The 20,344-nt window shown below is 57.2% G+C and carries 16 protein-coding genes; 12 read left to right on the top strand and 4 right to left on the bottom strand.

From position 1 onward, the window contains the following. The first annotated feature begins 3 nt into the window (after positions 1 to 3). The 3 genes from ALP8811_RS06945 to hflX all read left to right on the top strand — a co-directional run bounded on the left by ALP8811_RS06945 (position 4) and on the right by hflX (position 3,253). The gene (locus tag ALP8811_RS06945; protein WP_108856406.1) at positions 4 to 1,542 is read left to right on the top strand and encodes a TrkH family potassium uptake protein; all 1,539 of its coding nucleotides are present in this window, start codon (positions 4 to 6) and stop codon (positions 1,540 to 1,542) included. 167 nt (positions 1,543 to 1,709) lie between these two features. Next, on the top strand, positions 1,710 to 1,946 hold the full coding sequence (gene hfq / locus ALP8811_RS06940; RefSeq protein ID WP_091430174.1) for an RNA chaperone Hfq: 237 nt from the start codon (positions 1,710 to 1,712) through the stop codon (positions 1,944 to 1,946). Between the two features lie 8 nt (positions 1,947 to 1,954). Further along, a complete protein-coding gene (hflX, locus tag ALP8811_RS06935) occupies positions 1,955 to 3,253 on the top strand; it encodes a GTPase HflX (RefSeq protein WP_108856405.1) in 1,299 nt (432 codons plus the stop codon). Positions 3,254 to 3,336: 83 nt separating this feature from the next. Here hflX and ALP8811_RS06930 read toward each other — a convergent pair whose 3' ends face one another. Together ALP8811_RS06930 and ALP8811_RS06925 are read right to left on the bottom strand one after the other, a co-directional pair. After that, positions 3,337 to 4,164 (bottom strand): mechanosensitive ion channel family protein, encoded by an 828-nt coding sequence (locus ALP8811_RS06930; protein ID WP_219928719.1) that lies wholly within the window; start codon positions 4,162 to 4,164, stop codon positions 3,337 to 3,339. 89 nt (positions 4,165 to 4,253) lie between these two features. Then, complete coding sequence (locus ALP8811_RS06925) at positions 4,254 to 6,722, bottom strand: penicillin acylase family protein (RefSeq protein ID WP_108856403.1); 2,469 nt, start codon at positions 6,720 to 6,722, stop codon at positions 4,254 to 4,256. 106 nt (positions 6,723 to 6,828) lie between these two features. Between ALP8811_RS06925 and ALP8811_RS06920 the strand changes: the two genes are divergently transcribed. Then, positions 6,829 to 7,701: an NAD(P)-dependent oxidoreductase gene (locus tag ALP8811_RS06920; protein ID WP_108856402.1), complete on the top strand. Its 873-nt coding sequence runs from the start codon at positions 6,829 to 6,831 to the stop codon at positions 7,699 to 7,701. A gap of 54 nt (positions 7,702 to 7,755) precedes the next feature. Here ALP8811_RS06920 and ALP8811_RS06915 read toward each other — a convergent pair whose 3' ends face one another. Next, positions 7,756 to 8,322 carry a lipid-binding SYLF domain-containing protein gene (locus ALP8811_RS06915; RefSeq protein WP_108856401.1) on the bottom strand — a complete coding sequence of 189 codons (567 nt, stop codon included), beginning with the start codon at positions 8,320 to 8,322 and terminating at the stop codon, positions 7,756 to 7,758. Between the two features lie 171 nt (positions 8,323 to 8,493). Beyond that, on the bottom strand, positions 8,494 to 9,510 hold the full coding sequence (gene hemB, locus ALP8811_RS06910; protein WP_245924590.1) for a porphobilinogen synthase: 1,017 nt from the start codon (positions 9,508 to 9,510) through the stop codon (positions 8,494 to 8,496). 217 nt (positions 9,511 to 9,727) lie between these two features. Here hemB and ALP8811_RS06905 point away from each other — a divergent pair, with 217 nt between their 5' ends. The 8 genes from ALP8811_RS06905 (at position 9,728) to lpxB (ending at position 20,339) form a co-directional block, all read left to right on the top strand. After that, a complete protein-coding gene (locus ALP8811_RS06905; protein WP_245924589.1) occupies positions 9,728 to 10,216 on the top strand; it encodes a component of SufBCD complex in 489 nt (162 codons plus the stop codon). Positions 10,217 to 10,268: 52 nt separating this feature from the next. After that, positions 10,269 to 13,724: a transcription-repair coupling factor gene (mfd, locus tag ALP8811_RS06900; protein ID WP_108856398.1), complete on the top strand. Its 3,456-nt coding sequence runs from the start codon at positions 10,269 to 10,271 to the stop codon at positions 13,722 to 13,724. 247 nt (positions 13,725 to 13,971) lie between these two features. Further along, positions 13,972 to 16,326 (top strand): outer membrane protein assembly factor BamA, encoded by a 2,355-nt coding sequence (gene bamA / locus ALP8811_RS06895; protein WP_108856397.1) that lies wholly within the window; start codon positions 13,972 to 13,974, stop codon positions 16,324 to 16,326. Between the two features lie 88 nt (positions 16,327 to 16,414). Further along, positions 16,415 to 17,011: an OmpH/Skp family outer membrane protein gene (locus ALP8811_RS06890; RefSeq protein WP_181363702.1), complete on the top strand. Its 597-nt coding sequence runs from the start codon at positions 16,415 to 16,417 to the stop codon at positions 17,009 to 17,011. Positions 17,012 to 17,098: 87 nt separating this feature from the next. Beyond that, the gene (gene fabZ / locus ALP8811_RS06885; protein ID WP_108856395.1) at positions 17,099 to 17,563 is read left to right on the top strand and encodes a 3-hydroxyacyl-ACP dehydratase FabZ; all 465 of its coding nucleotides are present in this window, start codon (positions 17,099 to 17,101) and stop codon (positions 17,561 to 17,563) included. Positions 17,564 to 17,565: 2 nt separating this feature from the next. Further along, complete coding sequence (lpxA, locus tag ALP8811_RS06880) at positions 17,566 to 18,363, top strand: acyl-ACP--UDP-N-acetylglucosamine O-acyltransferase (RefSeq protein WP_108856394.1); 798 nt, start codon at positions 17,566 to 17,568, stop codon at positions 18,361 to 18,363. A gap of 6 nt (positions 18,364 to 18,369) precedes the next feature. Next, positions 18,370 to 19,182, top strand: a complete 813-nt coding sequence (locus ALP8811_RS06875) for an LpxI family protein (RefSeq protein ID WP_108856393.1) — start codon at positions 18,370 to 18,372, stop codon at positions 19,180 to 19,182. Then, a complete protein-coding gene (lpxB, locus tag ALP8811_RS06870) occupies positions 19,179 to 20,339 on the top strand; it encodes a lipid-A-disaccharide synthase (protein WP_108856392.1) in 1,161 nt (386 codons plus the stop codon). The genes ALP8811_RS06875 and lpxB overlap by 4 nt, the downstream gene beginning before the upstream one ends. Positions 20,340 to 20,344 lie beyond the last annotated feature (5 nt).

Below are 20,344 nucleotides of genomic sequence, written 5' to 3'. Positions count from 1 at the left end.
ATCATGCTGACCCAGATCACCAAACTGCCGCTTCTTGTGATCCTGATGGGGATCAGCGTGCTGGCGATGCTGTTGCCCGCAGGCTTTGCTTGGACGGTTGCCGAGTACTATCAAGGCCGCGTGTTCCTGTACGGGGCGCTTCTGTTTGGGTTTCTGACCTTCTTTCTGGCCATTGCTATGGCTGGTCGACCAAGATCAACCCGACATCGTCGCCATCTTATGGCGCTTCTGGGGCTATTTGTTCTTCTGCCGATAATGTTGGCAGTTCCGTTTCATCAGGCGCTGCGCACCACAACTTTTCTGAACGCTTACGTCGAGATGGTCTCGGCCCTGACAACCACGGGGTTGACGCTGTTTCCTGATCCTGACCGGCTGCCGAAGTCGCTTCATCTGTGGCGTGCTTTGGTCGGCTGGATGGGGGGATTTTTCATTTGGGTGGGTGCGATTGCCATTCTCGCCCCGATGGCCCTTGGCGGATTTGAAGTGCGCACGCGATTTGGTGCGCGTGGCTCGGCATTGGATACGCGACTTGGGGCTGGGCACAGCCAGATCACCCGCGTCGCCGACTTTTCGGATCGGATCAGAACTTATGGGGTTCGCCTGTTGCCCATTTATGCGGGTTTGACCGGAGCTTTGTGGGTCGGACTGGTCGTCGTCGGGGAAAGCCCTTTTGTTGGGCTGTGTCACGCGATGTCCGCGCTTGCCACCAGTGGGATATCACCGGTCGGTGGTCTGTCTGGCGGGGTGTCAGGTTTCGGTGGAGAGGTCATGATCGCGGTGTTCTTGGCCTTCGCCATTTCTCGCCAAACTTTTGCCAGTGACATGCAAGCCAGCGAGATCCCTTCGCTCTGGCGCGATCCGGAAATTCGACTGGCCTTTGTGATTGTTGTTTCCCTCACCGGCTTTCTGTTCTTACGCCATTGGATTGGGGCCTATGAGGTCGACGAGGAGTTGAACCTGATCGCTGGGCTGACCTCGCTTTGGGGGTCGCTCTTTACCGTTGTGTCATTCTTGACCACGGCAGGTTTCGAAAGCCAAGCGTGGGAAGCCAGCCGTAACTGGTCGGGCCTTGAGACACCCGGTCTTCTGTTGATGGGCTTGGCGCTGATCGGGGGCGGGGTCGCCACGACCGCAGGCGGGGCCAAGCTGATGAGGGTCTATGCGCTCTACCTGCATGGATTGCGCGAAATGGAGAAATTGGTCCATCCAAGTTCGGTTGGCGGGTCAGGAACCGAGGCACGCCACCTGCGCGGACGAGGGGCCTATATGGCGTGGGTGTTCTTCATGTTGATGGCTCTGTCTGTTGCCGTGATCATGGCGCTATTTGCCTTGACGGGGCAGGATTTCGAAAGCGCGATGATCCTGACCATCGCCACGCTGACCACCACCGGCCCCGTGGTCGAAGCCGCCACAGTCAATCCGCTGTCAATCGTAGACCTAAGCGCACCGGCAAAGATGGTTTTAACGGGTGCAATGATCCTTGGACGGTTGGAAACTCTGGCGATTATTGCACTGCTCAGCCCGGACATCTGGCGGCGCTGAAGAACGTGGTCACAGGCCTGTTTCCTGTATCCTGTTGTTTACATGCCATACCCCGGTTGAAGCCGCGTAAATTGGGGGTGGAATCCCCTAAAAGAGCAAGCCATAGTGACAATCAGGTGAAATTCCTGCCGTTTTCCGGCAGCACGAAACAAAAAAGGCAATAAAAAATGGCTGCCGATAAGCAAAACTTGCAAGACGCATTCTTGAATCATGTGCGCAAATCGAAAGTTCCTGTGACGATCTTTCTGATCAACGGCGTTAAGCTTCAGGGTGTAATTTCCTGGTTTGACAACTTCTGCGTCCTTCTGCGTCGCGATGGCCAGTCGCAGCTGGTCTATAAGCACGCGATTTCGACCATTATGCCAGGCCAACCGATCAATCTTTATGACGGCGAAGACAGCTGACAGACCTCATTGAACAAGAGGAGAAGGCCACCCGCGCTTGGGTCCTTCACCCAGAACTAACCTCAGACCCCAACCGCCGGACCGCTGGTCCTGCGCTGGCAGAAGCTGTGTCATTGGCTGCTGCGCTTCCGCACCTTGAGGTGCTGGGAGCCGAGATTGTTCGCCTGCGCGATCCGCATCCCGGCAAGCTTTTTTCAAAAGGCAAACTTGATGATCTCAGCCAGCGCCTGAAAGTGGCCGAGGTCGATCTGGTGCTGGTTGATGGGCTGGTCAGCCCGGTTCAGCAGCGCAATCTGGAAAAAGAATGGAACGTCAAGATCCTGGACCGGACGGGCCTGATCCTCGAGATCTTCTCGGATCGCGCACGTACTCGTGAAGGGGTGTTGCAGGTCGAGATGGCCGCACTGTCTTATCAGCGCACCCGGCTGGTACGGGCTTGGACCCACCTAGAACGTCAGCGTGGCGGACTTGGCTTTGTTGGCGGTCCCGGTGAAACCCAGATCGAGGCCGACCGCCGCGCCATTGATGACCACATGAACCGTCTGCGAAAGCAGCTGGAAAAGGTCGTGAAAACCCGTGAACTGCACCGCGCAGCCCGTGCGAAGGTTCCTTTCCCAATTGTTGCACTAGTGGGATATACCAACGCCGGTAAATCCACTCTGTTCAATCGGATGACCGGGGCGAAGGTGCTGGCAAAAGATATGTTGTTTGCCACGCTTGATCCAACCATGCGTCAGATCGAGTTGCCGGCCTTGGGCAAGACACCGGGGCAGGGTGGTGGCCGCAAGGTGATCCTGTCAGACACGGTGGGATTCATCTCGGACTTGCCGACGCAGCTGGTTGCTGCTTTCCGCGCCACACTGGAAGAGGTTCTGTCCGCAGATCTCATTTTACATGTGCGTGACATCAGCCACGAGGGCACGGATGAACAGGCGCAGGACGTCGCCGCCATCATGGCCGAGCTTGGTGTAGATGAAGAAACTCCGCAGCTTGAGATTTGGAACAAGCTGGATCTTCTGGATGAGGAAGAGGCCGACGCCCGTCGTCGTGAAGCTTCGCGCAATGATGAGATCCTGACCCTATCCGCCATAACCGGCGAAGGGTTTGACGATCTGGTCGAGGCCATCGACCGTGCTCTGGACGCGCCGCGAAAGACAGTCACACTGGATCTTGCGTTCTCGGACGGGCGCAAGCGTGCTTGGTTGTTTGAAAAAGGTATCGTGGAAGCTGAGGAGCCGGGCGAAACCGGCTGGAAAATCACAGTGACCTGGACCGATCGTCAGGCATCGGAATACGCCGCACTTTAACACCGTACAAAAGTTTGAAGGCCATCCCGAGGGATGGCCTTCTGGCCGTGAGTGGCCAAACATCGTCCAGTTGTGGGGACGCGCTAGATGGCGCTGTGGACGACGATCTGTTGGAACGGTATCTCAATCCCGTCTTTCCGGAACTGCTCGTAAATGGCCTGGGGAAGGCTGTATTTTACGTCAAAGTAATGAGCACCTTCGGTGAACGGGCGCACCAAAAGATCAACGGATGACGCATTTAGCGTCTCGACTTCGACAAACGGGGCAGGCTCGGACAGGACGTGTTCATTAGCCTTCAGAACTTTCGCGATCGAGGCTTTCACCTTTTTGATGTCGCTGCCATAGGCCACAGAAGCAACCATATCGACACCGCGGATGGAGTGATGCGAGTGGTTAGTGATCTTGGAGCCCCAAATCTCGGAGTTGGGGATGATGATGTGTTGGTTGTCGAATGTGATCATGTCCGTAGTAAACAGCGTGATCGAGTCTACTTTACCAAAAGTACCCGCTGCATCCACGAAATCGCCTACTTTAAAGGGGCGGAACAGTATCAACATGATCCCGGCGGCGAGGCTCGACAGCGTGCCCTGAAGGGCCAGACCGACGGCAAGACCTGCCGCACCCAGAATGGCGATCAGCGATGTGGTCTCGATGCCAAACCGATCCAGAACAATTAGACCGGCAAAGGCCAGAACTGCATAACGGGCAATCGAACCAAGAAAATGAAACAGGGTTTCGTCCAGTGCCTCGTGGCTTTTGCCCAACCCGATAACAAGCCGTTTCACCAGACTAGCAAGCCAATAGGCCGCGATGGCGATCACGACAACGTAAACCACATTTAATGCGTTGGATTGTAGCCAGCCCATACCTTGCGAGACGTTTTCCATGTCGGATACCCTATCTGTCTGCATTTATCAGTTAGGGTGATGTAACGTAGGATCAGGATTTCAATTAAGGGGAAAAGCCCGCAGGAGTTAACCCCCTAGAATTGAGGCAAGGGCTATTTCGGGCGTGGAACCAGTCGCGTGACACCGACTGCGGCGGCGCGCGCCAGCTCGGGATCTAGCGACATTGGTGTGAACTCACCCCGTCGCCACAGTTCGCCAAGGTCGTCATAGTGTCGCGACAAGGGGTGCCCGGATTGCCCGGTCGACGTCACGAACAACGAACTGTCGGGATCCGAGAAGTCATAGATGCCGCGATAGGCCGCACCATGCACGTTTTGAAACGGGTTCTTGCCGGTGCCGGCTGTCAGCCCGCGCAACAACGTGTTGTCCCCGCCCGATGTCGATTGACGGATGTTCACGAACCATTTCAGGAAGGGAACGTCACCCAGCACCGCATGCTTGTGGACGGCCTGATGGTAATCCCCCCAGCGCAGGCTTTCCTGTTTGCCGCCTGCATTTTCCGACAGCCACAAAAGGGCATCGTCCAGCGCGACGCGGGCGATATCTGTGCAGGACTCGGTGGCGGCCGACTGGATCACGTCACACCAGATGGATGCGCCTTCGATATCGCGGTAAACACGTTCCACAAACACCGGATCAACATGGGTGAAGGCCTTGGCCAGCGGCCCAAGTTCGTCCCGGATCAGCCGGTTCTGAAGCGCGCGTATCCATGTTGAATAGATCAGCGGCTCGGGCATGTGTTCGTTCATCTCGCCATTCCAGTTGGCCAGAAGTCCAAGCGCGTCCTGACGATCACGTTCAGGTGTGCCGACTGGCGCGGCCTCGCCGGTGAACCAAAGATCAGCACCTACAAGGGGCAAAAGTGTGCGGGCGGTGACGGATACGCTGTCTAACTGCGCTTCGATGAAACTGTCGCGCGTATGAACCTCGCGTGCTTGCATCAGACGCTTCCAGCGTTGGATGCGTTGGCTGTCACCCCAGTTAAAGCTCATATGCGCGGGGAAGGGGCGGTCGATAATCTTGTTGTTGGTGTTGCCAAGGATTCCGCCAGATGGCTGCACAAACTCGGGGTTGGCACTGTAACTCAGCGGTGCGCCCCACAAGTTGTCCTTGACCCAACCGGGGCTGGGAATGCGGCCCTGCGTCTGGTGCCGCGAGTTTCGACCAGGCATCTGGCCGATCACTTTCATCGCGATCGTGTCATTGTCAGCCATCGTCAAGGTCAGGCTCGGCGAGACATAGTCTGCAGCGGCAGCGATCCCCTCCATCACGGTTGCGGCGCGCATCAGGCCGATCCCGGCGCTCATCGAGCGGTCCTTCTCGGTCAGAAGCGTCCAAGACAGAGACATGGCATGACCCACGGGCGTAATCAGCCCAAGCCCGTACATGTCAGACGGCAGGATTGGGCCATTCGGCGTCCATTGCAGCGTCAAAGTGACCGGCGCTTCGTCCTTGATGCGCAAGATCGTTCCGCGCGTGGTGATCGGCTTAAACCCGTCGGGGGTAAGTACCTCGTCCACGTTGTCCGGGTTCAGTTTCTCAAGATGCAGATCCTGATCATCCAGATACGAGGATGTAATGCCAAAGCCAAAACCGTCTGTGCGCCCGGCCATAATCAAGGGCATTCCCGGGATCGAGCCACCGATCACGCCACCCGAGCTAAGTTCAAGCCGCGCAAGATACCAGATCGATGGTGCCGAGAACCCCAGATGCGGATCATTGGCCAGCAAGGTTCCCCCTGCAGCCGAGCGATTTGGCGCCGCAGCCCATCCGTTCGAGGCTCCTGCAAAGCCACGTTTCGGGCTGGGCCATAGGGTCGGGCGTTCTTGTATGTCCATGTTCGCGAAACGCGGAGCTGCACCGTCAAAAAGGGCTGCGTAGTCTGGCAACGACGCGACTCCGGTCCCCGGCATGTCGGGCAGGACGTCACGCACACGTTCCTCGGGCAGGGCAAGTGAGACACGGGCTCGCAGCACCTCGTCTTCCAACTGACCCGCCAACTGCACACCCATCAGTTTCAGGATTGCCAGACTGTCGACCGGTTGCCACGGCGAAATTTCATTCGAGAACAGGAAGAACTCTGGCGCACCACGCCCCAGAGCCTCGGAGTTCACACGCGCTAGATAGGCATTCACACCCGAGGCATAGGCTTCCAGAGCGGCCCTGGTGTCATCATCCTGGTACTGCAGCGATCCACGGGCCAGAGAGTACAGATCCAGACGACGCATAAGCTCGTCGGTTTTCAACGTGCGTGCGCCGAACATCTCGGACAAACGCCCTTGCACGGTGCGGCGCATCATCATCATCTGCCACAGTCGGTCCTGCGCGTGGACATAGCCTAGGCCAAAGAACACATCGCTGTCCTTCTCGCCCAGAATATGCGGGATGTTGGCGTTGTTGCGCACAATCTCGACCGGGGCGGTGATGCCGGGCGTTTCTCGGGTGACGTCATATTCAGGCAGGGACTGAGAGGCAAGATAATAGACCAGCGCCAGAACGGCGACGGCCAATCCTACCAAAGCGGCAATGCCGCGGATCATCCACAGTATGAATTTGCCCATATTCAAACCTAATTTCTGTCCCATGCGCCGGAAACGCAGGTTGATCTTGCCCTCGTGAGCGGTAACTACTGTGAACCGAACGGGAATTCAACGAAAGGGTCTTGGTATGGCTAAATGTGCGTTTTTAGGCTTGGGCGTGATGGGCTATCCGATGGCGGGCCATCTGATGGCGCAGGGTCACGAGGTGACGGTGTACAATCGGACGACGGCCAAGGCCGAGGCTTGGGCCAAAGAGCATGGCGGAAAATGGGCCTCGACACCGCGTGAAGCCGCGATGGGTGCGGATTTCGTCATAGCCTGCGTGGGCAATGATGATGACCTACGATCGGTGGTGTTGGGCGAACAGGGAGCTCTCTCTGGTATGGCTGAGGGCGCGGTTTTCGTGGATCACACCACGGTTTCCGCGGCTGTGACGCGCGAGCTGTATGGCGAGGCGAAAGGCGCTGGCGTTTCTTTTGTGGATGCGCCCGTTTCGGGTGGTCAAGCGGGGGCCGAAAACGGTGTTCTGTCGATCATGTGCGGGGCAGATCAGGCGGCCTATGACTCTGCCGAGCCGATTATGCAAAGCTACGGACGAACCGTGAAGCGGCTTGGCGACAGTGGCGCAGGACAATTGACCAAGATGGTTAACCAGATCTGCATTGCCGGACTGGTGCAGGGCCTGTCGGAAGGGCTGCATTTTGCCGAGAAAGCCGGTTTGGACATCCGCGAGGTCGTCGACGTGATCCAGGGTGGCGCGGCTGGCAGCTGGCAGATGGTGAACCGACATGAGACCATGGCGGACGATCATTTCGACCACGGGTTTGCGGTGGATTGGATGCGCAAGGATCTGGGGATCTGTCTGGACACGGCCAATGAAAACGGCGCGAGCCTACCGGTCACGGCGCTGATTGATCAGTTCTATAAGGACGTGCAGAAGTTGGGCGGAGGGCGTTGGGATACGTCCAGCCTGATCAAGCGGTTGCGCGCTTTGGACTAAACGAAAAAGGGCGGCTTAATGGCCGCCCTTTGTATTTTGGAATTGTGCGCCGACTTAGGGGATGATCCGGGTGTATTTCGCGCCTTCGATCGATGCGCCCGCGATCAGTCCGGCCTGACCGAACACTACGGCCACAACTGGCGATGACGATGTGATCGTGTCCGCAGTCAGACGGTCGCCTTCATTCTGGAAAGCGTATTTGATATCAGCCGAAGCGACCCAACCCGCATCTGCGCGGAAATCCTGAAGGGCTTCGTCGGTCATGAAGAACAGCACATGTGCAAACTGCTGTGCGCCGATCTGAAGTCCGGCGCTGGCCTGTGTCAGCGAATAATAGTCCACCGTCACGTCGTTGATACGCAGTGCGCCGCGTCCATAAGCTCCGCCAAGGCCGAAGCCAGCTTCCGTCACCAGTGGCATGACCAACTGGCCGGTTGACTTGTCAGCCAGTTCACGCGTGCCCGGATAGCGGTTGTACAAATAGGTGAGTGTGCTGTTGGCCCGCGCGTCGATCCGTGCGCCGCCACTAGAGCCGATGCTGTTGTCACACGCCGCGAGCGCCATGCCTGCAACGCCGACGCCGATCAGAAAACCACGGCGAGAAAAATTGGAAATTTGCATGTGTTTGCCTTTGTGCCTCATGCTGGGTCGCCATACCGCCAAGGCATGTGATCGACCGGGTTGCTCGAACGCGGATCTTTGTCCGCTTTGGCACAAAATATAGCGGATCGCGCGCGGGCTGTCACCTAGAAGTAAGGCGCACTGCGGAAATTCGCCTGCTCGGAATACGGGTCATGTGTCGGCCAACAAGCGCGCCATGCGGGGTGCGAAATAGGTCAGAATGCCGTCGCAGCCCGCGCGTTTGAACGCCATCAGGCTTTCGGCCATCACCTTGTCACCATCCAGCCAGCCGTTCTGCGCCGCCGCCATGAGCATCGCGTACTCGCCCGAGACCTGGTAGGCGAAGGTCGGCACGCCAAAGCTGTCTTTCACACGCCGGCAGATATCCAGATAGGGCATACCCGGCTTGACCATGATCATATCCGCGCCTTCTTGCAGATCGCGCTCGACAAGACGGATTGCCTCGTCGCTGTTGGCCGGATCCATCTGATATGTCTTCTTGTCGCCTTTCAGAGCCCCCGAGGCCCCGACCGCATCGCGGAACGGACCGTAAAAGGCGCTCGCATATTTGGCGGTATAGCTCATGATGGTCAGGTTGTGGTACCCGGCGGCTTCGATCGCTGTGCGCATCGCGCCGATGCGACCGTCCATCATGTCTGACGGGCCAAGGATGTCTGCCCCGGCCTCGGCCTGCGCCAGCGCCATCTTGACCAAAGCCTCGACCGTTTCGTCATTCACGATCTCGCCGTCGCGGACAATCCCGTCATGGCCATTGGCGTTGTAGGGGTCCAGCGCGATGTCGGTCATCACAGCAATCTCGGGAACTTCCGCTTTGATTGCACGAATGGCGCGGTTCGACAGGTTGTCGGGGTTCCACGCCTCTTCACAGGTCTCGGTTTTCAGCGCGGGATCGGTGTAGGGAAACAGGCAAATGGCAGGGATACCCAACGCGGCGGCTTCTTTCGCAGCCTTTACCACCAGATCCACCGATTTGCGCGTAACACCCGGCATCGAGGGGATCTCTTGTTCCACATTCTCGCCCTCGACCACGAAAACCGGCCAGATCAGATCGGCCGCCGTCAGCGTGTTTTCCCGGACCAGATCGCGAAGTGCGCCGGATGATCGCGTGCGGCGCAGGCGCGTGGCGGGGAAGGGGGCGACGGTATTGGGCTGAGGAATGCGGCTCACAAGGCTCTCCTTGGCTGGGCTTGGCCGGGTTGGGGCCATAAAAGTGATCTGAAACTTCCTGCCATGGGTCAGGCAAGTTCACAAGTCCGCAAATTTCCGTTTCACAGGCTGTTCCCGCTGGCACACAATACGACCCATCGCTAGGGTGAAGCACAGAAGGACCACCAGAAAGGGATCGAAGTTGGATCTATACGCTACCCTTTTCGAAATCATTGATATGCGGTCTTTTTCCAATCTGTGGTACTGGATCGGCCTTGCGGTGGCATGGTCCATGGCCAGTTATTGGGTGATGGGGGTTCCCTATGACATGATCCAGCGCGCGGGCCGTGTCGAAGGCGACGCACAAGACGATCTTGAGACCATTGTGCGAGTAAACTGCAACCGGATCACGTCACTTTCCGAGCAATCGGGACTGTCGATGATCGCGGTGGCCTCGGCAATTCTGACGTCTCTGGTCATCATGGGGTTCTGGTACAGTATAGAATTCGCTCAGGCCGTCTTCCTTTTAATGTTTCCAATGATGTTTGTCGGGCTCCTTTCGGTTCGCGCTGCGATCATGATTCAACGCCGCGAGCTTAGTGGGAAGGCCTTGCGTAGCTATATGCTGAGGCATCGATTGATGGTGCAATTGATTGGAATGGTTGCCATCCTGATCACCGCGATGTGGGGCATGTATCACAACCTCGCGTATGGCGTGCTAAGGTAAGCCATCGTCTCACACCCTTGCATGGCGGTAGTTGCACGGATACATCCGCCGCATGGACAAGCTTATTCTTTCAGGTGCCCCAGAAGGCTTTGACGCGACCCTTGTCGTGAAGGAACTCGACCGCACAGGCGGACCGATTGTGCATGTGGCACGCGATGAAAAGCGGATGGCTGCAATGCAGGCGGCGCTTGGCTTTTTTGCACCGGATGTGGTCTGTGTGACGTTTCCCGGTTGGGATTGTCTGCCGTTTGACCGGGTGTCGCCCAATGCGGATGCATCAGCGGCGCGGATGGCAACATTGGCGGGATTGGCGACGGGCCAGATCAAAGGCCGGTTTGTCCTGTTGACCACGCTAAACGCGGTCACACAGCGTTTGCCTGCGCGCGCCACTCTGGCCGAGGCAAGCTTTGTTGCTCAAGTGGACAACCTGCTGGATGTGGATGAGCTTCGGGCGTTTCTGGTGCGTATGGGGTTTTCACAGTCGCCGACCGTGATGGAACCCGGGGACTTCGCCGTGCGGGGCGGGATCATCGACATTTTTCCCCCGGGCGAAAGCGGGCCTGTCCGTCTGGACCTGTTTGGCGATGTGCTGGACGGCGTACGCAGGTTCGACCCGGCCACGCAGCGCACAACGGAAAGCCTGAAGGGGATCGAACTGGCCCCGGTGTCCGAGGTCATATTGGACGAAAAAGCCATCACGCGGTTCCGGCAGAACTATCGTATCGAGTTCGGCGCCGCTGGGTCGGACGATCCGCTTTATGAAGCAGTGTCCGCTGGGCGCAAGCATCAGGGGATCGAGCATTGGCTTCCCTTCTTCCATGAAGAACTTGAAACGCTGTTTGACTATCTTCCCGACTCATCCGTGATGCTGGATGACGGGCTGGACCCCGCGCGCCTTGCCCGGTGGGAGTCGATCACCGATCAATACGAAACCCGCAAGATCGCGATGAATGCGAAGAACCGGATGGACAGTGTTTATAAACCCTGTCCGCCTGACTTGCTTTATCTCGACGACCCTGCGTGGGCGAACGCGCTGGATGGACGGCGCGTCGTACAACTGACAGCGCTTCCTCAACCAATAGGAGTCGGTGTTGTCGATGGTGGCGGCCGGATTGGGCGCAACTTCTCGCCTGAACGACAGCAAGAGAATGTGAACCTTTTCAAATCTCTCGCGGATCATATTGAAGCAAAGCATGAGGCATCTGTCGTCGTCGCCTCGTATTCCGAAGGCGCACGGGAGCGGCTTCAAGGCTTGCTGGCCGATGAGGGTGTGATCACAAGTCAGGTGATCACAAATTTCCGCGACGTACCGGACAAAGCCGGTGGGATCTATCTGGCGGTTTGGGCGCTAGAGCATGGGTTCGAGGGGCCGGGACTGACCGTAATCTCGGAACAGGACGTGCTGGGCGACCGCCTGATCCGCGCGCCCAAACGCAAACGCCGTGCTGAAAACTTCCTGACCGAGGCACAAAGCCTGTCCCCCGGTGATCTGATCGTCCATGTCGATCACGGGGTCGGCAAATATAACGGTCTGGAAACCGTGACGGCCATGGGTGCGCCACACGAATGCATTGCGTTGGAATATGCGGGCGGAGATCGTCTGTTTGTACCGGTCGAAAACATCGAGCTTTTGTCCAAGTTTGGTCAAGACACTGGTCTTCTGGACAAGCTGGGTGGCGGCGCGTGGCAGGCCAAGAAAGCCAAGCTGAAAGAGCGCATCCGCGAGATTGCCGACAAGCTGATCCGTTTGGCTGCCGAACGCGAATTGCGCAAAGCACCTATGCTGGAAGCGCCTCATCATGCGTGGGAAGAGTTCTCGGCGCGTTTCCCGTATCAGGAAACAGACGATCAACTGTCGGCAATTGAAGACGTAATCGAAGATCTGGCATCGGGCCGACCGATGGACCGTCTGGTCTGCGGCGATGTGGGCTTTGGGAAAACCGAGGTCGCGATGCGCGCGGCGTTCGTTGCGGCCATGTCCGGCCAACAGGTCGCTGTCATTGCGCCGACGACGCTCTTGGCGCGTCAGCACTTCAAAAGCTTTTCGGAACGTTTCCGGGGCTTTCCGATCAATGTTGGGCAGCTGTCACGCTTCGTCGGGCAGGCCGAGGTGAAACGTACCCGCGAGGGCATGTCGCGCGGCACGATGGATATTGTGGTCGGCACTCATGCGCTTTTGGCCAAGGATGTGCGGTTTGAAAACCTCGGGCTTCTGATCGTTGACGAAGAGCAACGCTTTGGTGTGAACCACAAAGAACGCCTGAAAGAACTGCGCTCGGACGTGCATGTTTTGACGCTTTCAGCGACGCCGATCCCGCGCACCTTGCAGATGTCTTTGTCGGGGGTTCGGGATCTCTCGATCATCGGCACGCCCCCCGTTGACCGTCTGTCGATCCGTACCTATGTGTCCGATTTTGACGGGGTCACGATCCGTGAGGCCTTGCTGCGCGAACACTATCGCGGCGGGCAAAGCTTCTACGTGGTGCCGCGCGTCAAAGACATTCCCGACATCGAGGCCTTCCTGAAAGATCACGTTCCAGAAGTCAGCTTTGTTGTCGCCCATGGCCAGATGGCCGCCGGCGAGCTGGATGACCGCATGAATGCCTTTTATGACGGCAAGTTCGACGTGCTTTTGGCAACGACGATTGTCGAAAGTGGGATCGACATTCCCACGGCCAACACAATGGTCGTGCACCGTGCGGATATGTTCGGGTTGGCGCAGCTTTACCAGATCCGGGGCAGGGTGGGGCGCTCGAAAACGCGCGCCTATGCTTATCTGACAACGAAGCCGCGGGTGCCGTTGACGCAAACCGCACAAAAACGCCTGCGCGTGCTGGGGTCTCTGGATACGCTGGGGGCTGGGTTCACGCTTGCCTCGCAGGATTTGGATATTCGCGGTGCTGGCAATCTGGTCGGAGAAGAGCAATCTGGCCAAATGCGCGAAGTAGGGTACGAGCTTTACCAGCAGATGCTGGAGGAGGCGATTACCAAAATCAAATCAGGTCAACTTGAAGGCCTGTCGGAGGCTGATACCGGTTGGGCACCGCAGATCAACCTCGGCGTTCCTGTATTGATCCCAGATACTTACGTGCCTGATCTTGATGTACGATTGGGCCTGTATCGCCGCCTATCGTCGCTATCCAAGAAGGTCGAGCTGGAAGGCTTCGCGGCCGAGTTGATCGACCGTTTCGGCCCGCTTCCAAAAGAAGTGAACACCTTGATGCTGATCGTACGCATCAAAGGCATGTGCAAACGTGCAGGCATCTCGAAGCTGGATGGCGGACCCAAAGGGGCAACGATCCAGTTCCACAATGACAAATTTGTTTCGCCCGTTGGGTTGGTCGAGTTTATTCAGGCTCAAAACGGTCTGGCCAAAGTACGCGACAACAAGATCGTTGTGCGCCGGGACTGGCGCAAAACCGCGGACAAGATCCGGGGAGCCTTTGCCATTGCGCAGGATCTGGCGATAAAAGTGAAAGAGGCCAAGGCGCGCGACAAGAAGGCTTGATCGGAAAACTGAGGGAATCCCGAGAAATGTTGGGATTTCTTAAAGGAATACAGTGTTCTGATGGATATTCCTAAGGGTTGCCGCAGGCCGTACGCCGCCTTGGTTCGTCATCACAACCTGCGCATGAATTGCACCGCTGGGAAGCCAGATGTGCAACTCCTTGCAAACGCCACGTTTCGCGCTTTGACAAGACGGTTTTGACCCCTTATCCACGTGGCTACTGGGATGTCTAAAGAAAGATAGATACATGGCATTTTTTGAGGGGTCGGGCAGTGCAGCCGGTACTTCAGCGTTTAGAACGCTTAAGGGACTGGCCAGCAGCAGCGGATTGGCTATTTTACTAGCAATTTCAGGGGGGGCTGCCACCACCCCAATGCCCGCTCACGCGCAGGCATATACATTTACCAAGGTTGAAATCGAAGGTACGCAGCGGATCGAAGCTGCAACCATCTTGTCTTATCTGGGAATCGCTCAGGGCGAAGCGGTTAGCGCAGCGCAGCTGAATGACGGTTATCAGCGCCTTGTTGGGTCGGGTCTGTTCGAAGATGTTCAGATCACCCCGCGTGGGAACGTCCTTGTCGTTAAGGTCCGGGAACACCCGACGATCAACGTTGTGTCGGTGGAAGGCAATCGCAAGGTCAAAGATGAAGTCTTTACGCCCTTGCTGAAATCGCAGCCGCGTCAGGTATTCAACCCGGCCACCGCCGAGCAGGACGTGCAAACCATTGTCGAGGTCTATCAGGCACAGGGCCGTTTGGCGGCCCGTGTTACGCCGAAGATCATTCGCCGTGCGAACAATCGGGTGGATCTGGTCTTTGAAGTAATCGAAGGCAAAAACACGGAAATCGAGCGCCTATCTTTTGTTGGAAACCGCAAGTTCTCGGATGCGCGTCTTCGTCGCGTTCTGGAAACCAAGCAGGCAGGCATTCTGCGCGCGTTGATCCAACGCGATTCCTATGTTCCCGAACGGATCGAGTTCGACAAGCAGGTGCTGAAGGATTTCTATCAGACACGCGGCTATGTTGATTTTCGGACCACTGGCGTAACGAGCGAGTTCTCACGTGAACGCGACGCCTTCTTCATCACGTTCCAAGTCCAGGAAGGACTGCAATACCGGTTCGGTGAAATCACCACCCTATCCGAAGTCGAGGGTGTGGATCCGGAAGAGTTTCACGCCGCTCAGAATATCAAGTCTGGCAACGTGTTCAGCCCCGCTCAGTTGGACAATGCCATTGGACGTATGGAACGTCTTGCCATCCGCAATGGGCTGGACTTCATTCGCGTTGACCCGCGTGTCACCCGTGACGAGCGCAACCAGCTTTTGAACATCGAACTGGTTCTGACACGCGGCCCGCGTATCATCGTCGAACGCATCGACATTGAAGGCAACGCCACCACATTGGACCGGGTTGTACGTGATCAGTTCCGCGTGGTCGAAGGCGACCCCTTCAACCCGCGTGAAATCCGCGAAGCGAGCGAGCGCGTTCGTGCTCTTGGTTTCTTTGCTGACGCACAAGTCGACGCCCGTCCCGGTTCCGCACCTGATCAGGTCGTGATCGACGTCGACGTCGAAGAGGCACCAACAGGCTCGCTTAGCCTTGGTGGTGTTTACAGTCTTGAAAACGGTTTTGGTCTGAACTTGGCATTCACGGAACGTAACTTCCTGGGTCGTGGTCAGTATCTTTCGGCAAGCTTCCAGAACTCTGATGACAGCCTGAGTTTCTCGTTCAAGTTCGCAGAACCCGCCTTCTTGGGTCGTGATTTGGAGTTCGGGTTTGAAACCTATTACCAGTCCACAGATCAGGCTTCTTCGTTCTACAACACGCGTTCGTTGGCCTTCCGTCCATCGATTGCCTTCCCGATCAACGAGTATTCGCGCCTTGGCTTGCGCGTTTATGCCGATGGGACCGACATCACCGATGTGAACGCAGACAGCTCGGTTCTTCTCCAAAATGACGGCGCGCGTGGCCGCCAAATTGGCGGTGGTTTCGGGCTTTCCTATAGCTACGATACGCGGCGTACCGGGTTGGACCCGAACCGTGGTTTCCTGATCCAGCTTGATGGTGACATCGGTGGTTTGGGTGCAGACTATCAGTATGCGCGCGCAACGGCCTTGGCCCAGGCGCAAACCAGAGTTTGGAATGATCAGGTTACACTTTTGGCCACCGTAGAAGGCGGTGTACTGAGCAGCCTGAACGGTGCAAGCTCTCGTGTCACCGACCGTTTCCGGATGGGCCCGTCCAAGCTGCGTGGTTTCGCAACCAATGGTCTTGGACCTCGTGATTTGACTGCCACGAACGAAGACACGTTGGGCGGAAACATGTTTGCCGTAGCGCGTCTTGAAGCACAGTTCCCGCTGGGGCTGCCGGAAGAATACGGTATCACAGGCGGTTTGTTTGCTGATGCGGGTTCGCTCTGGGGGCTGGATGATACTCTGGGCGGAACAATTGACGACAGCGCGCATCTGCGGTCTTCGATCGGTGCATCAATTTTCTGGGATACCCCAGTTGGACCTCTGCGTTTCAACTATTCCAAGGTTCTGGCCAAGGAAAACTATGACGAAGAAAACAATTTCGAGCTTACGATTTCGGCTCAGTTCTGATCAGAAAGTGCCTCGGGTAAACCGAGGCACTTTTTTTCGGAGAACGTTTCGCATTGCGGCTATAGCAGCGGCATTGTTTGCTGGTTCTATGCCGAATGGCGCGACGGCCCAACAATCTGGCGTTCAATCTGTTTCTCAGATCGTGACCATTGATCGCCAAAGGTTGTTTTCGGAAACGGTCTATGGTCAACGGGTTGTAGCAACTGTCGAGGTCGAGCGTGCGCGTTTAGCGCAAAAAGCGCGGGAAGCTGAAGCGGATCTGGCACAGGAAGAAAAGCTTCTGACCGATCAGCGCGGCTCGATGGACCCCACTGCATTTCGGGTTCTAGCGGATGCTTTTGATCGCAAAGTCAATGAGTTGCGTGCCGAGGGTCAACAGCGTGAACAAGAATTCGTAAGTGTTCTTGAACGTGAGCAATCAGCTTTCTTTGAGAGGATCGGTCCGATTTTGGGCCGTATGGTGCGCGAGCTGGGAGCAGTTGTAATCCTTGATCGCCGCGCAATTTTGCTTGCGACGCGTAATATCGACATCACCGAAATGGCCATTCGCCGAATTGATCTTGAACTTGGGGACGGGGTAACCAATCCGACCGAGCCTTCAGACAATTCGACTGATGATGAGGCACCCGCCGCCCCCGACGGGCAACCGGATACCATCACGCCCGAAGATGCCAGCAACAACTGAATCGGATTGTTTCACTCTGGCAGTGCTGATAATCAATGATGTCAGACAATTGGCGTGAAAAGCGCCGGGACAGAAGGAAAGACAGACATGGTCGACGTGCCCAGCACAGCTGATATTCAGCTTATTCAGGAATGTATCCCTCATCGCTATCCCTTCCTTCTGGTAGATCGGGTTGAAGACATCCGCGCGGGCGAGTTTGCCCGTGGCATCAAGATGGTCACGATGAACGAGCCGCATTTCCAGGGCCACTTCCCAGGTCTGCCGATCATGCCCGGTGTGACAATCATCGAAGCGATGGCCCAGACCTCGGCCGTGATGGTGTCGCTGTCACTGGATCTGGTTGGGTCAGGTGCTGTGGTCTATTTCATGGGCATCGATTCCGCGAAATTCCGTCGCAAAGTGGTTCCGGGCGACAAGCTGGAACTGGAAGTGACGACCATCCGCGGCGGGGCAAAAGTCTGGAAATTTGACGGTGTTGCCAAAGTCGACGGCGAAGTCGCCTGTACGGCGACGTTCATGGCGATGATCGACGTCACCGCTGGAAAGGGCTGACTATGGGGATTGATCCCTCGGCCAACATCCATTCCAGCGCAATCGTGGACGACGGCGCTGTCATTGGCGCGGATTGCCAGATCGGCCCTTTCTGCACAGTTGGGCCTCAGGTCAAGCTGGGTAAAGGTGTGCAGCTGAAATCTCATGTCGTCATCACTGGCGAAACAGAGATTGGTGATGAAACCGTGGTCTTCCCGTTCTCTGTGATCGGAGAGATCCCACAGGATCTGAAATTCGCCGGTGAAAACACCAAGCTGATCGTCGGCAAGCGCAACCGCATCCGTGAACATGTAACCATGAACACCGGAACAGCCGGAGGCGGCTATGTCACCCGTGTGGGTGATGACGGGCTGTTTATGGCTGGGTGCCATGTGGCCCATGATGCCCAGATTGGCAACAACGTCATCTTGGTCAACAACGTGGCCGTCGCAGGACATGTGGTGATTGAAGACGATGTGATCGTTGGCGGTCTGTCTGGCTTGCACCAATGGGTGCGCATCGGGCGTGGAGCCATCATTGGTGCGCTTTCAATGGTGACTGCCGACGTGCTTCCGCATGCATTGGTACAAGGCCCACGCGGAGAGCTTGACGGCCTGAACCTTGTGGGTCTGAAGCGTCGCGGTGTCGCACGCGCTGACATCACCGCATTGCGGGCCGCTTTTCTGATGCTGAAGCAGGGTGAAGGCTCGTTCCAAGAGCGCGCGGCGCGGTTGGCCGATGAAAGCGACAGCGAATATGTCCGCGAAATGGTTGCCTTTATCACAGGTGACAGTGATCGCGGCTTCCTGACGCCCAAGTAATCCCTCATGTCGGATCGCCTTGCCATCATCGCCGGAACCGGAGAGCTGCCGCAGCAGATTGCGGCGGCCAATCCGGGTGCGCTCTATGTTTCGATCAAGGGTGTCGATGTGACCGTGCCGGACGGGTCAGAGCACGTTGCCGCGAGTTATGAGAAGCTTGGGGCTTTGTTCAAGACGATGCGCGGGGCAGGGGTCGCGCGCGTTGTTTTCGCTGGAAAAGTGGATCGACCCAAGCTGAACCCTTTGCGCATGGATCGTGTGACCATGGGGCTGTTTCCCCGCGTGAAGGCGGTTCTGGGCAAAGGCGACGATGCGCTACTGCGCCTTGTCGCCGAGGTGTTCGAAGAACAGGGTTTTGTTGTCGTGGCCGCCACCGACGTTGCCTCAACGCTGGCCATTGAGGCCAGTCACTCTGGTCGTACGCTCAGTGCGCAGGATCGCGCGGATGCGAACCGGGGCTGGCAGCTTTTGACCGTCTTGGCGGGGGAAGACATCGCGCAGGGCGTGGTGATTGCAGGCGGACAATGCTTAGGCGTTGAATGCATTCAAGGAACGGATGCGTTGTTACGTTTCGTTGGCCAGACACCTGAGCATCTGAAACAGGGTGCTCGCGGCGTCTTTGTGAAACGGCCAAAGCCGGGGCAAGACGGACGGATGGATATTCCGACGATCGGACCGGATACAGTGCGTGCGGTGGCAGACGCAGGTCTTGGTGGCATTGTCTTGCAAGAAGGCGTGATTGTGCTAGAGCGGGCTGAGATCGAACGATTGCTGACGATGCATGATCTGTTTCTAGATGTGCGCGGGGACAGCGTATGAGGGTTTTTCTGATCGCAGGTGAACCGTCCGGAGACCGATTGGGTGCTGCCCTGATGGAGGGCCTGAAAACCCTACAGCCTGACATCGAATTCCTTGGGGTCGGGGGCACCGCGATGGAGGCTCAGGGACTGCAATCGCGCTTCCCCATGTCCGAGCTCTCGATCATGGGCATTGCTGAGGTTGCCCCAAAATACTTCCACCTGAAACGCCGCATTCGCGAAACCGCCGAGGCCGTGGTCGAGGCTGATCCCGATGTGTTGATCACAATAGACAGCCCGGATTTTTGCCTGCGCGTGGCACGCATCGTGAAGGAAGAAGAAGTTGAAGGGCAGACCTTCGGCCACGACATTCCGATCGTTCATTATGTGGCCCCGTCGGTTTGGGCGTGGCGCCCGAAGCGCGCTGCCAAGATGGCCCGCTGGGTGGACCATGTTCTTGCGCTTTTGCCATTCGAACCACCTTATATGCAGGCCGCCGGGATGGGCTGTGACTTCGTCGGGCACCCTGTTGTGGCCGAGCCGCAAGCGGATGACGCAGCGGCTCAGGCATTCCGGGACACCCATGGCATTGCAGACGCACCGCTTTTGCTGGTCCTTCCGGGATCCCGCAAGGGCGAGGTGTCACGGTTGGCCGAACGGTTTGGCGAGGTGATCGCCCACGCGAAACGTGCCAAACCCGACTTGCAGGTCGTTTTGCCGATGGCCCAAGGGGTCGAGGATTTGGTCCGCGAAGAGACTGCGAAATGGTCCGTCTCGCCCATCTTGATCCCGGCCAAGCAGCAAGAAGATAAAATGGCTGCGTTCAAAGCTGCAAATGTGGCGCTGGCTGCCTCCGGTACCGTATCGTTAGAACTTGCCGCGGCGCACACCCCGATGGTCATTGCTTACGACATGAATTGGCTTAGCCGCTTCCTGATCGGACGGATGCTGCAGATTGACACGGTGACACTGGTTAATCTGATTTCCGAGACCCGCGCGATCCCCGAGTTTCTTGGGGCAAACTGCACACCCGACCGCATCACACCTGCGCTTTTGTCCGTTCTGGATGCTCCTGAAGCACAGAACGATGCAATGCGGGTCACAATGGAGCGTTTGGGGCAGGGCGGTGAGGCGCCGGGTCTACGCGCTGCCCGGTCTGTACTAGGTGCGATGGGTTAAGCGCG

The sequence above is a fragment of the Aliiroseovarius pelagivivens genome, assembly GCF_900302485.1.
Taxonomy (GTDB): Bacteria; Pseudomonadota; Alphaproteobacteria; order Rhodobacterales; family Rhodobacteraceae; genus Aliiroseovarius; species Aliiroseovarius pelagivivens.
Note: the sequence above shows the minus strand (reverse complement) of the source record. Positions and strands in the feature narration are given on the sequence as shown.